The sequence below is a fragment of the Metasolibacillus sp. genome, from assembly GCF_025291715.1.
Lineage (GTDB): Bacteria > Bacillota > Bacilli > Bacillales_A > Planococcaceae > Metasolibacillus > Metasolibacillus louembei.
On record NZ_JAMBIZ010000012.1, the window covers coordinates 37,872 to 50,684 of the forward strand.

11 protein-coding genes are annotated in these 12,813 nt (G+C 37.8%); 3 read left to right on the forward strand and 8 right to left on the reverse strand.

What is annotated here, in order from left to right; genetic code table 11:
- A complete protein-coding gene (locus M3Z76_RS09770) occupies nucleotides 1-1,323 on the reverse strand; it encodes a YjiH family protein (RefSeq protein ID WP_293926001.1) in 1,323 nt (440 codons plus the stop codon).
- Nucleotides 1,324-1,475: 152 nt separating this feature from the next.
- Here M3Z76_RS09770 and M3Z76_RS09775 point away from each other — a divergent pair, with 152 nt between their 5' ends.
- The gene (locus M3Z76_RS09775; protein ID WP_293926004.1) at nucleotides 1,476-2,918 is read left to right on the forward strand and encodes a response regulator transcription factor; all 1,443 of its coding nucleotides are present in this window, start codon (nucleotides 1,476-1,478) and stop codon (nucleotides 2,916-2,918) included.
- A gap of 76 nt (nucleotides 2,919-2,994) precedes the next feature.
- Here the strand turns inward: M3Z76_RS09775 and M3Z76_RS09780 are convergent, their stop codons facing one another.
- From M3Z76_RS09780 to M3Z76_RS09790, 3 genes are read right to left on the reverse strand one after another with little or no spacing between them, the layout of a single operon-like run.
- The gene (locus tag M3Z76_RS09780; protein ID WP_293926007.1) at nucleotides 2,995-4,059 is read right to left on the reverse strand and encodes a S26 family signal peptidase; all 1,065 of its coding nucleotides are present in this window, start codon (nucleotides 4,057-4,059) and stop codon (nucleotides 2,995-2,997) included.
- A complete protein-coding gene (locus M3Z76_RS09785; RefSeq protein ID WP_293926010.1) occupies nucleotides 4,056-4,553 on the reverse strand; it encodes a sigma-70 family RNA polymerase sigma factor in 498 nt (165 codons plus the stop codon). Before M3Z76_RS09785 ends, M3Z76_RS09780 begins: the two co-directional genes overlap by 4 nt.
- Nucleotides 4,554-4,573: 20 nt before the next feature.
- Nucleotides 4,574-5,815, reverse strand: coding sequence for a polysaccharide deacetylase family protein (locus M3Z76_RS09790; protein WP_293926012.1), 1,242 nt, complete (start codon nucleotides 5,813-5,815; stop codon nucleotides 4,574-4,576).
- Between the two features lie 793 nt (nucleotides 5,816-6,608).
- On the opposite strand from M3Z76_RS09790, the gene ahpC reads away from it, so the two are divergent.
- Nucleotides 6,609-7,172: an alkyl hydroperoxide reductase subunit C gene (gene ahpC / locus M3Z76_RS09795; RefSeq protein ID WP_293926014.1), complete on the forward strand. Its 564-nt coding sequence runs from the start codon at nucleotides 6,609-6,611 to the stop codon at nucleotides 7,170-7,172.
- Nucleotides 7,173-7,321: 149 nt separating this feature from the next.
- Nucleotides 7,322-8,851 (forward strand): alkyl hydroperoxide reductase subunit F, encoded by a 1,530-nt coding sequence (ahpF, locus tag M3Z76_RS09800; RefSeq protein WP_293926016.1) that lies wholly within the window; start codon nucleotides 7,322-7,324, stop codon nucleotides 8,849-8,851.
- Nucleotides 8,852-8,920: 69 nt separating this feature from the next.
- Here ahpF and M3Z76_RS09805 read toward each other — a convergent pair whose 3' ends face one another.
- Genes M3Z76_RS09805 through M3Z76_RS09820 form a run of 4 tightly spaced genes read right to left on the reverse strand, consistent with a single transcriptional unit; the run spans nucleotide 8,921 to nucleotide 12,802 of the window.
- Nucleotides 8,921-9,499 carry a type 1 glutamine amidotransferase family protein gene (locus M3Z76_RS09805; RefSeq protein ID WP_293926019.1) on the reverse strand — a complete coding sequence of 193 codons (579 nt, stop codon included), beginning with the start codon at nucleotides 9,497-9,499 and terminating at the stop codon, nucleotides 8,921-8,923.
- 42 nt (nucleotides 9,500-9,541) lie between these two features.
- Nucleotides 9,542-10,444: an ABC transporter ATP-binding protein gene (locus M3Z76_RS09810; protein WP_293926021.1), complete on the reverse strand. Its 903-nt coding sequence runs from the start codon at nucleotides 10,442-10,444 to the stop codon at nucleotides 9,542-9,544.
- 13 nt (nucleotides 10,445-10,457) lie between these two features.
- Nucleotides 10,458-11,672 carry an ABC transporter permease gene (locus M3Z76_RS09815; RefSeq protein ID WP_293926024.1) on the reverse strand — a complete coding sequence of 405 codons (1,215 nt, stop codon included), beginning with the start codon at nucleotides 11,670-11,672 and terminating at the stop codon, nucleotides 10,458-10,460.
- A gap of 11 nt (nucleotides 11,673-11,683) precedes the next feature.
- A complete protein-coding gene (locus M3Z76_RS09820) occupies nucleotides 11,684-12,802 on the reverse strand; it encodes an ABC transporter (protein ID WP_293926026.1) in 1,119 nt (372 codons plus the stop codon).
- Nucleotides 12,803-12,813: the final 11 nt, after the last annotated feature.

Genomic DNA, 12,813 nt, shown 5'->3' on the forward strand with positions numbered 1-12,813 from the left:
TTAAAATAATAAAAATGCAATTGGTGTTACTAAAATTAACGTTAAAACTACGCGTTCAAACCAAATAATAATCATTTGACGAATAGATAACGGAATGTCTGTTGATAAAATAACTGGAATAACAGCCGAGAAAAATAGAATGGCTGATATCGATACAACTGCTACAATAAATTTCGTCACCATTGCTGCCTGTGTTACGACTAATGCAGGTAAAAACATTTCTGCAATTGATAACGATACCGCTTTTGCTGCAAGCATTGGATCTGGTATTTGCAATATATAAGTAAATGGCACAAAGATATACGCAACGATATCAAAAACAGGTGTATACGTTGCAAGTACCACTCCTAATAAGCCTACTGACAAAATGGAAGGAATAACCCCCATCGTCATAATGAGTCCATCTTTCAAATGAAGATATAAATTCTTCATTAGTGGCGGTGTTGCGTCAACTGCCACCATCGCTTCATGCCATGCTGTTTTCAAACGGTCCTTGCGTACAATCACTTCTGGTTGATGTGTTGAGCCTTCATAGCAATCGTTACTCATGGAGCGTAGCGGGTAAATTCTCGCAGTGATAGCGGTTACAATAAAGGTAATGACTAAAGTCACCCAGAAGAATGCGTTCCAATGCTCCATTAAATCAAGCGTTTTGGCAACAACGACCATAAATGTAGCTGATACAGTTGAAAAGCCTGTTGCAATAATTGCCGCTTCGCGGATCGTATACTTCCCTTCTTTGAAAACGCGATTTGTTAATAATAGTCCGACTGAGTAGCTCCCTACAAACGACGCTACAGCATCGACTGCTGAACGTCCCGGTGTTCTAAACAGCGGCTTCATAACGGGCTGCATAAATACCCCAATAAATTCTAATAAGCCATAGCTAACCAATAATGCTAAAAAGATTGCACCAATTGGAATCAAGACCCCTACAGGCTTAATCAGCTTTTCCATTAAAAACGGGCCAATATCAGGATTAAACAACCATGCTGGGCCGAAGCCAAAAATTAGCATAATACCAGCAGCTAATCCGCCAATCTTGAAAATAGATAATATAATGTCAACTTTCGATTTTTTCCACTTGCCTGTAACAAACGGATATAACGCCCCAAGGACTAATATGAGAATAATATAAACATTGATTACTTGTGGAACATTTGTCGAAAGAAACGTTACAATATGATCAATTAAAATAGATGACTTTCCTTGCCATTCAAACGTTACAAAGAAACTAAATATCCCAATCAAACTACACACAATCATTTTCACAGCTTGTTGAGGGCGAAACCCTAGGAGCTCTGTTTGTTGATTAGTTGTCATTCTATCCCCCCCTTACTTACACTTTAAATTTCTTTCAATTCTGAATAAATGGATTTACATTGCACAATATAGTAATATTTAAAGAAATAAATATCTACTTACGATTTAAAATATAAATAATATAAGAAATAGAATTTATTAAAGGTGATAACATGCGTATTTTATTAATTGATCGAGATATTGAAGAGGCACGAGGCATTAGCTGGTATATAAAAAATTACTTCCCTAGCCATGTTGAGGTGGAGTATGTGCAAGATACAGCGCAGCTACAAATTTCTATGGAGACATTGCAGCCACATGTCATCATCGTTGAAATTGAAATGGTGACACCTTCTATTGAAAAGCTGCTGCAACGCTATCAGCCACATATTGTCGCATTAACTGCACAGCCGATTTTTCAGCATGCTGCAAAAGCCATTCAATTACAAGCTGCCCAGTTATTTGTGAAGCCTATTCCATTAGAGCAGTTAAAAACAACATTGCTCGCTTTAAATATTGATCGCGCTAGACCTATAGCAACAACAGCCGCAACGGATGTCCAGCTATATGTTGATTTATATTTAAAAAAGCCAACAATTATTGATGTAAAGGAAAAGCATTTTTTCATTATTGAGCCATCCCATTTTGAATCAAATTTACAGCTTTATCAATGGTTTATTGAGCTGCGTTTGTTCCAGCAAATGACGGCTTTACCTCTACAAAATCGCATTATTTGTGTTGTGGAAAATGTAGGGCGTGACGAATTATTAAAGCAGCTCCGTTTACTTATTCAAGAATGGCATGTCGTCAGCTCACAATATATGAATATTGCATTGTACGATGGTGATAATGCCACGATACGTGAAATGTATGATGAGGTAAAAAAAGTGTTGATTCAACGCTTTTACAAAGGCTATGAGCATATTTTCCTTAGCTCTGAGCAATTTTCAATTGTGAGGCTTGACCCACTATTAACACCAGAGGAGCAGCAGCTATGGATTAATAGCTTGGAAGAGAGAAATACAGGTGCAATTAAAGCATTCCTTTATCAGCTCGCAAAGGCAGATACATTTTATCATCATGATGATGTACGCATTCATTTAACAAGTGTACTTGCGCAATTGCGACGCTATATGATGAAATATCATTTGCAGCAGCAAGCATCAATCGAGGCAGATTATCGCAAGCTTTTTCACTTGATTTTGGAGGGGCCGATTTTATATTCGATTTTGCAGGAAATGATGCTGTTTACGCAAACGCTTATAGATGCTGTGGAAAAGTCGAAGGAGCAGTTGAAGGCAGATTACAGCGAGTTAGCCATCGAGCTCATCCAGCGTGAATTTAGCGATAGCACGTTGAACTTGCACAGTGTAGCTCAGCAGCTCGGTATTAGCCCGAATTATTTAAGTACCCTCTTTTCTAAAAAACAGGGCATTCCTTTTAAGCGTTATGTGCAAAATGTGCGCATTCAAGCGGCATGTAAAACGTTATTAGAAACCGATGCCTCCATTACAGAGGTTGCACAGTTGAATGGCTTTGAGGATGTTAATTATTTTATTAAAGTATTCAAGCAGCAACAAGGGACAACACCGTATCGCTATCGCATGTTAACCTGATGCGCACATTAAAGCATATTTTTCGCACGCAACCTATCAAAACGCATGAAATCTAACCTCGATTTCATGCGCTCTTTTATTCATTGATAATCCATTTATCTGCTTGCTTTGTCATATGAAATACATGTTCACTAACCCCTGCTCGCCCGTATTGATATCGCACTTCTACCTGATTATCAGCAATCGGCGAAACCTTTCGATAGGCTGCCTCTAAAAATAGCTCGCCCATACGTGTAATCGATACTGAAGAATCTAACATGGATTGTGCCAATGCACCATCACCAAAAAGACTATCATATAAAAACAAATCAAAATGTTGCTCAGGTGTATAGTCCGCTGTTTCTTGTCCAGCTAAATAGATAGAGGTTGTATCCTCTTCCGTTGCTAGCCCAACAACCTCACCATAAATTTTATGGACAGGTGTAATTGTCCCTGCCTGTACGGTGTTTCTAGCAGGAAAATGATTAATTAAAAAATATTCGCGTGCGTTCAATAGCTGGTCATAGCCACCTACAATTGTTACACCATTTTCTTTATAATAGTCCATAATTTCTGATTGCACTTGCTTGCCATTTACTTTTAATTGCCCATTTTTCAGTACAATCCGATCTCCTGGCACAGCAATAACCTCGTAATAAGCATCCGAATATGTCGGCAAATGACTTGTCGTATTTGTCATTGTACGGACAATATCACCAGCCTTATAGACAACGCCATCATATAAATTCGCTTTGCGTTCGATGACTGTATGGAAAGTATTTGTACTTCCCTCTAACGAAAAGGCTTCTCGATCGACATAATGCAATCCATCCACTTTATCAAAATGCGGCAGCTCTGCCAATTCCTCATAGCGAATCGAAGATAGCTCCTGCTTTTTTTGCAAGGCAGAAATTTGTGCTAAATCATCGAGTGGATCATATGGGATTTCTGGTCCTTCATTTGATGAAAGCTGCTCTATCGGGTTAAACGTAATAAATAGAAACAGCGCTACTACAGCGATTGCTGCGGTTACAAATGGTACTTGCCAAGAAGGCTTTTTCGCTGGCGCTCGCAAGTTTTCATATACACGTTGCTTTATTCGTCTCTCCTGCATGGATGTGTCGCCCATCATTTTATCAAGCTTGCGTTTAAAGTCGCTCAATTACTTTCGACCTCCTCTTCCTCAAAAAACTCTTTTAATTGCTGCTTCGCTCGTCGCAGCCGTGTTTTCACCGTATTTTCGTTGAGCTGTAAATAGTCTGCTATTTCTGCAATCGACTGCTCATCATAATAAAAGAGTATTAATGGCTCACGATATTTTAATGGTAGCTGAAAAAGATTTTTCTCGAGCGCTGCAAGTTGCTCCTGCTCTAACATCATTTCCTCTACACCTTTTGTCGATGTAAAAATCGTTTCAAATAATACGTCTTTTTTATGCTTCCACGAGCGTAAATAATCCTTTGCACGATTAGCTGTCACTTTAGTTAAATAGGTTTTTAATGACGCTTCCTGACGAAATTGCTCGCTTTTTTGAAAAAATGTAACGAATACTTCCTGTACAATATCTTCAGCTGTCGACCAATTTTTTACGTATAAATAAGCGATACGCACTAAATAGCGTGAATGCTCATCAATAATTTGGTCAATATCATTCATTTGTCAAATCTCACCCTTTTCTATTGCCATATCATGTTACCGTTTACGTAAGTGGTAAATTGTTCGAATGACTTTTTCTCTGTCATTCCAAATCTACATACTTCATAGTTGGAAGCATTCATATTTGCATAACCCTCCACTGTTGTAAAGGCAATTAATAATCCTACCTCTTTAGCTGCCCGCATAAACTCCTCATTATAATGCCCATATGGATAAGCTAACGAAATGGCGTCTGGCACTTGTTGTCGATTATGTTGTAAATCCATTATAATCTCTTCCTCTGAGCGCTCTAAAGCAATTCCTATACCCTCATTAAGTGAATGCAAGTCATATGTGTGTGCTTCAAACTGAAAGACATCTGCTAGCTCTATCAAATCGGAATTCGTGAAAAATTGTAGTGGCCCTTCTGCATCGAATACTTGCCCCTCTTGCGCTCTATTTACACGCGAGGAAATAATATGCTGAATCGCGGTAAGGCCGTATTGCTTTAAAATAGGATAGGCATACTCCTTCGTTGATAGTAAACCATCATCAAATGTAATTAATAGCGCATTTGTTGGTACAACAAGGCGTCCTTCCAAATAATCATAAAATTGATTTGCCGTCAATGTTTTAAATTTATTATCCGCTAAGTAGTCCATTTGCTGTTCAAAAGCCTCTAGCGAAATTGTACTTGCTGTCGTTTTCATTAAGCTTTTTGGCAAAATATGATGATAAACAAGCACTGGCAGCCCTTCATCAAGAGCAACAGATTGCTTAGACACATACCCTAAGCGTTCCCCTATATTTACGATATACCAATCTCTTTCTTCTTGCACTACTGGATAACGATAGCCTGCTTCTAAATACATTAACTTTGCACTCTGCAAATTAGCTTCATCATAAACAATGGTTTTTTGTTGTGTTTTGATTGCAGCATGCTGCTCTGTATGTACCGATGTCATTATCTTCTTTTTTTCAACAATCGCTTGCCCTTTGCGAACAAAGACAGGCATTTTCCCTAAACGCAGCTCATAATAAGCCTCATCTTCGCCGATAATTGCAAAAGGCTGATTCGCCTCTATCTCACCTATTTTCAGGAATGTCATATCTTTCATATAAATTGGCTGACGCTCCTGCAATATGATAAACTCTCGCTCCTCAGCTTGGAAGCCTTGCGCGAATGCCTCCGTTTCAATTGAAATCCACTTCGTGTAAATAATTATAATCAATATAACTAAGCCAACAAGTAACAGCCCATTTATATAAACTTTTCTCATCATTTTGCCTCCCTCTGCCATTTAAGCACCGTACAGACGGAGAAATGAAAAAATAGTTTCAAAAAATAATTGGAAAATTTTTATGAGCTATTTTATTTATAGTTTCTCTGGGATATTTGCGAGTTCTCAAATTTATTTGCGACTTTCCCTTTTTATTTGCGAACTCTCGGATTTATTTGCGAGTTCTCAGATTTATTTGCGACTTTCCCTTTTTATTTGCGAACTCTCGGATTTATTTGCGACTTTCCCTTTTTATTTGCGAACTCTCAGATTTATTTGCGACTTTCCCTTTTTATTTGCGAACTCTCAGATTTATTTGCGACTTCCCTTTTTATTTGCGAGTTCTCAGATTTATTTGCGACTTTCCCTTTTTATTTGCGAACTCTCGGATTTATTTGCGACTTTCTCTTTTATATTTGCGACTTCTCAGATTTATTTGCGGCTCCTCTCCGCCTGCACTTACTGATTCAAGAGCTTTCAGCAAAATATCGCCAATTATGAACAATTTTCAAACTTTCTGTATAAAACACTCGTTTTTGGCTACCATAACCTTGACAGAATAGATGGTTTTCCACCATAATTTTAGTCGTAAGCAATAATTATTATAAAAAAGCAATAACTATTAATAAAGCGCATTTATATATGCAATATGCTTGACATTCACTGTCATTGTTAAGCTTGTTACATATGGCTCCAACGCCTTTTAGCATGTCTATAATGCATTTCATTTCTCACTTGGAGGCGCTTCGTGTAGAATAGTGATTGTAGTTTTTCATAAACAAGGAGGAAATTTATCATGGCATTAATCGGCAAAAAAATAGAAGAATTCCAAGCTCAAGCTTTCCAAAAAGGTGAATTCATCGACGTATCTTCAGAAAACTTCCAAGGTCAATGGAGCGTTGTTTGCTTCTACCCAGCAGACTTCACATTCGTTTGCCCAACTGAATTAGAAGATTTACAAAACCAATATGCAACTCTAAAAGAACTAGGTGTTGAAGTATACTCTGTATCAACTGACACACACTTTACACATAAAGCATGGCACGATTCTTCTGAAGCAATCGGCAAAATCGAGTACATCATGATTGGTGACCCATCTCACAATATTTCTACAATCTTTGATGTGTTGGATGAAGAATCTGGTCTTGCTAACCGTGGTACATTCATCATCGATCCAGATGGTGTTGTACAAACTGTTGAAATCAATGCTGACGGTATCGGTCGCGATGCAAGCACATTAGTAAACAAAATTAAAGCAGCACAATATGTACGCAACAATCCAGGCGAAGTTTGCCCAGCTAAATGGCAAGAAGGTTCTGCTACATTAAAACCAAGCCTTGAATTAGTAGGTAAAATCTAAGCAACAAAAACAAAGGCTGTCTGGAAAGTAGGCTAACACACCACTTTCCAGACAGCTATTTTTTAATATATAAAAGGCCATGTTGATTTTTTTTTGCCTTTTAATAGTTCTGGAGCTTTTTAAATTTATTAAAACAAGGAGTTTTATTGATGTTATTAGATGCAGATATTAAAGCACAATTAGCCCAATATTTAGAATTAATGGAGGGTGATATTGTACTAAAAGTAAGCGCTGGTGATGATAGCGTTTCTAAAGAAATGCTTGAACTAGTAAATGAACTAAAAACAATGTCTTCGCGTATTACAGTAGAAAATACAACACTTGCTCGCACACCTAGCTTTACAGTCGACCGTGCAAACGAAGCAACTGGTATCGTCTTCGCAGGCGTTCCACTAGGTCACGAGTTCACATCACTTGTTTTAGCTTTATTACAAGTAAGTGGTCGCGCACCAAAAGTAGAGCAAGCTGTTATTGACCAAGTGAAAGCGATTCAAGGTGAATATCGCTTTGAAACATATATTAGCTTAAGCTGTCACAACTGTCCTGATGTTGTACAAGCACTGAACATTATGAGCGTATTGAATCCAAATATTTCTCATACGATGATTGATGGTGCAGCATTTAAGGAAGAGGTAGAAAGCAAGGACATCATGGCTGTGCCGACTGTTTATTTAAATGGTGAGCCATTTGGTAGCGGTCGTATGACATTAGAAGAGATTTTGGGTAAGCTAGGTGGCGGCCCAGATGCTGCTGAATTCGAAAACAAAGAACCGTTCGACGTATTAGTTGTTGGCGGTGGCCCTGCTGGTGCAAGTGCCGCTGTTTATGCAGCGCGTAAAGGTATTCGTACAGGTCTTGTAGCAGAGCGCTTCGGCGGTCAAGTGAATGATACATTATCAATCGAAAATATTATTGGGACAACACATACAGAGGGACCACGCGTTGTAGCAGGTCTTGAAGCGCATGTGAAGGACTATCCAGTAGATATTATGAATTCACAGCGTGCAACACGTTTAGAAAAGAAAGATTTCATTGAAGTCGAGCTTGAAAACGGTGCCGTATTAAAAAGTAAAACGGTTATTTTATCAACAGGCGCTCGCTGGCGCAATGTTGGCGTTCCTGGTGAAGCTGAATTCAAAAATAAAGGTGTTGCATACTGCCCACACTGTGACGGTCCATTATTCGCAGGTAAAGATGTAGCGGTAATCGGTGGGGGGAACTCTGGTATCGAGGCTGCTATTGATTTAGCAGGTATCGTAAAGAGCGTAACAGTCATTGAATTCAACGCCGAATTAAAGGCAGATGAAGTTTTACAAAAACGCCTGTTTAGCTTACCAAACGTAACGGTTGTAACAAACGCCCAAACGAAGGAAATTACAGGGACAGATAAAGTGAACGGTTTAACATATGTAGAGCGTGAATCAGGTGAGGAGCGCCATATTGACGTACAAGGTGTCTTCATTTTAATCGGTCTTGTACCAAACACAGAATGGTTAGGCGAGGAATTTGAGCGTACACGCTTTGGTGAAATCGTTGTTGATCGACATGGCGCAACAAGCGTCCCTGGCGTATTCGCAGCAGGTGATTGTACAGATAGTGCCTATAAGCAAATTATTATTTCAATGGGCTCTGGTGCAACAGCTGCACTTGGCGCATTTGATTATTTGATTCGTAACTAAAAATTATAGGTGACAGAAAAGCACTGCTTCTCTGCCACCTATCTATTGTTTTTCTAAGGTTAATCTCTTTTATTTTTGATAAAACCCGACTTTAAATAATTGATACCACTCTTCTAAAACGTCGGGCTCCATTACATGTAAGTAGCTCAGCACTTCTTTTGCAAACTCTACCGCCGCTGTCCCATTCGCTGTAATAAATCCATCCGCTGACACTACCTGCTTCTCAACAAAATGCTGTGTTCCTTTATAATGAGGTGCGAATTTCTCCAAATAGGTAACTGAATTTCCTGTATGTTCAATATTATTTAAGTAACCTTTATCAGCTAAAAAAGTACAAGCATCACATATTGCTGCAACAGGGATATTTTTATTTAAACAAATATCAATAACAACTTGAATGCGATTATTTTCACCTTTAGCCCAAGATGTGCCACCAATCAAAATGAGCATTTCGAAATGTGGGGGGAGTTCATCAATAGAATAATCAGGTACAACACTAAAACCACCCATTGATTTTACAGGCATGTTGCTAATAGCTAACGTTTTTACAGCGAACTCTGTTTCTGGCTTATTTAGCTCTGAGCAAATATATGCACCTTCCCAGTCAGCATAGCCCTCTGAAATAAATACCAGAACCTCTTTTTTCATACGCATCCTCCTTCTTTTGTATTGATGATACTTCCCTTTTACTTACCCATAATACATGGCATACAAATCATTCAACGTTACTTTGCCAAACGTAAAATCATTAATTTTAAGTTCAGCTAGATGTACTGCCATCTCGCCAAGAGTTTCTGCATCTTTTTTATCTAGCGTTAACAGCGTCATATCATTAACTAATGTTTGGACGCGCAAGTTTGGATAACGTACTTGGAATGCTGCCTTCATATCCTCTGACATGTTTTTCACACGTACTGTTGTCATAGCAGTTCCACTAAAGCCATTAACAACTTCATCGACATCAATTAGCTGACCATCCTTAAATAAAAAGATACGGTCTGCATATTTTTCTAAGTTATCGAGTAAATGTGAGGCAATGACGATAAGCTTACCTTCAGCCTTCTTCTCCATTAACACACCTGAAATAATTTCTACGTTAATCGGGTCAAGTCCGTTCATCACTTCATCCATTAACATAATTTCTGTGTTGGCAACAATTTGCATTGCAAAGCATAAACGTTGGCGCATCCCTAATGAGTATGTACCAGCTTTTTTATTGACATAATGCCCCATGTTCAAGGCTTCAATCGTTGTGTCAATGAGCTTTGGATCTGAATTCCACATTGTACAATAAATTTTTAAATGGTCACGACCGCTTAAATGATTGTACAAATCACTTTGATCAGGCATCATTGAAATCAATTGATGGATTTTCACTTCATTCGCTTTGCTGGAATAAGTTAAATTATTTTTAAAAACTACTTTCCCACTATTTGGTGTTGCATAATTCATCATCACATTCATCAATGTAGATTTTCCTGTTCCATTAGGTGCAACAAGACCAATTACTTCCCCTTGCTGAAAGGTATTGCTAATGTTATCTAATACCTTTTTCTCGCCAAAGCTTAGCTTAATATTTTGTAGTTCAATCAATTCCATTCCCCTCCTACTTCACCAATTTAAAACGTTTATTAAGTGAGATACATAGTGTAATGACTAGCATAACTACTATATAAATCGCTAACAGCCTCATTCCTAGCTGTGCTGACATTATTTCTGTGTCGTAATAGTAATTGCGTAATTTAGATACAATTTGTCCAATTTGCATATACGATGTTGGGTAATTTTCAATATGCCATAAGAAGCCAACACCTCGACTAAAGTAGAAATATTCCGCGAAAATAATCACAAGACCAATTCCTAAATTAATTACTTCATTGCGCAGTACAACACTGAATAATAATACAAGCGTAATAATAGCCATAAACCATAGCAATAACAGCTGAATACATTGTCCTAAAAAGGCTCCTAAAGATATTACTGTAAAGATGCCTTGTTGCTGTTGTTCTTTATAGTTAACAATGTATTGTGGCACCGGAATGTCGAGATAACCGAAGCCGAATTGCATACCTACAATTAAAAATCCAATGGCGAGTGGCACGAATAAAACAAGACTACCAACAAAGACTACCAATCCTTTAATCAACAGCCTTTTCCAATCAGCAATTGGAAAGCCCTTTAACAGCGTTGGATGCAAGCGATCCTTTGTCACAATATCTACTGCTAACAGCAATGCACAAACAATCAAAACGATTGGTAGTACACCTTTCATTAAGCGTTCTACTGTTTGCCATGCTGTTCTTTGCTCAAATAAATTAATTGATAGCTCGTACTCTGCTTGTGCAAACTCCTCGTAACGTTTAGCAGCTTCCAAATAAGCATAATAAGCATCGGCATCGGCATACTGGCTACCGTATGTGTAGTAACGCGGATTATAGTAAAGATTGCCACTATGCTGTGTGTAGGCATTTGTAATGTAATACCAGCTACTTGTTGCAGTAGCATATTTTTGTAAATCGCCACTTTCCAAGCTCTCTAAACGATCGGCATCCAATGGATTAATATCATTGAACATTTGTAATGCCTCTCTCACAGCTGGATGCACAAATCGCAAATCCTTCCCAGCCATATGATTAATAAATGTCTCTCTCGTTAAATAGCGTGCCTCAATTTCATCAACATCTACCTGCTCAATGGGATCATAGGCAGGTGCGATTTTAATTGCATAAAATAAAGCAGCGAATAATAACAATACGTAGATTGCGATATTTTTCTTATTCGTAAAAAACTGCACAAGCTCGAATTTAAAATATGCCCACATGATAACCCCTCCTATACTCTCGCTATTTTCCCTGTTGAAAAGAATGTTTTAATAACAAACATCATCAATGCAATGCAAACAAGCAAGATGATCAAACCTATTGTCATCGTCACATCTACAGGCTTTGCAAGCTCTAAAGGGTAACCACTCAAAATCTTGTTAAAATTCAAAAAATTAAACGGATTATACGGCATAAAGCTAATCATCGATGGGAATACTTCTGGTAAAAAGAATAAAATACTTTGTACGAACAGTGTTAAATACATATTTTTCAAGACAACATTTAAAATAATAGATAAGAGCATTGCAAAAATAGCCACTACAATCATGTAGCCAATGCTAATAATCACATAATGAATTATTGAATAAATCGCAGGTTCACCTACATAAACCGCAATTGGATAGCTTGCGTCTCCCGCTCCATTTATAAATAGTAACGGCGTTGCACAAGCAATAATGACCACAATAAATGCTAATATGTATAAGAAATAAGTTACACATTTTGTAAATATGTATTGGTCAAAGCGAATTGGATAGCCTTTAATCATACTTGAATGCTCGAAATCATCTAACAAAATAGAGCTTGTATAAAAGCTAATGAAAATATACCAGCCAGCTCCCACAATACTAAAGAAAAACAGTAAAAACGGGAAAAATTGTAGCGGATTTTGCACTACAGACTGCTCCGATTTTAGCAAATGTGTAAAATACATATGATTTAATGTATTTTTTATACGTGACGGCATGAGTGAAGCTACTTTATCATATTCCTCATAGTCATATGCCTTGGCACGCAATTCAGCGATTTCGATTGAAGTTTCATAATACATTTTGCTCTTCTGCATTTTTAACGCAGCAATTTGTAAGGCGACAGCAATTTTTTGCTTGTTTAAATTTTTATATAAATCGCTTCCATCCCCATCCTCTGAGGCATCTACTACTTGAAACTTCGTCAATGCTGCCTGTGCAGAATAAAAATCCCCTGTTTTTTCTACGATTTGATTACCAGCTGATTGCGACTTAATATAAAACATCATTCCTATTGTAATAAGCGCAACGATAAGCAATAAAAATAAATTTTTTCGATTAGTTAACTCAATTTTGAGTCCCACTTTTAATGCACGAATCATTTTATCCCTCC

Coding starts and splice junctions, on each gene's coding strand:
- M3Z76_RS09770 (WP_293926001.1), bottom strand. CDS start 1,323: ATGACAACTAATCAACAAACAGAGCTCCTAGGGTTTCGCCCTCAACAA.
- M3Z76_RS09775 (WP_293926004.1), top strand. CDS start 1,476: ATGCGTATTTTATTAATTGATCGAGATATTGAAGAGGCACGAGGCATT.
- M3Z76_RS09785 (WP_293926010.1), bottom strand. CDS start 4,553: ATGAATGATATTGACCAAATTATTGATGAGCATTCACGCTATTTAGTG.
- M3Z76_RS09790 (WP_293926012.1), bottom strand. CDS start 5,815: ATGATGAGAAAAGTTTATATAAATGGGCTGTTACTTGTTGGCTTAGTT.
- ahpC (WP_293926014.1), top strand. CDS start 6,609: ATGGCATTAATCGGCAAAAAAATAGAAGAATTCCAAGCTCAAGCTTTC.
- ahpF (WP_293926016.1), top strand. CDS start 7,322: ATGTTATTAGATGCAGATATTAAAGCACAATTAGCCCAATATTTAGAA.
- M3Z76_RS09805 (WP_293926019.1), bottom strand. CDS start 9,499: ATGAAAAAAGAGGTTCTGGTATTTATTTCAGAGGGCTATGCTGACTGG.
- M3Z76_RS09815 (WP_293926024.1), bottom strand. CDS start 11,672: ATGTGGGCATATTTTAAATTCGAGCTTGTGCAGTTTTTTACGAATAAG.
- M3Z76_RS09820 (WP_293926026.1), bottom strand. CDS start 12,802: ATGATTCGTGCATTAAAAGTGGGACTCAAAATTGAGTTAACTAATCGA.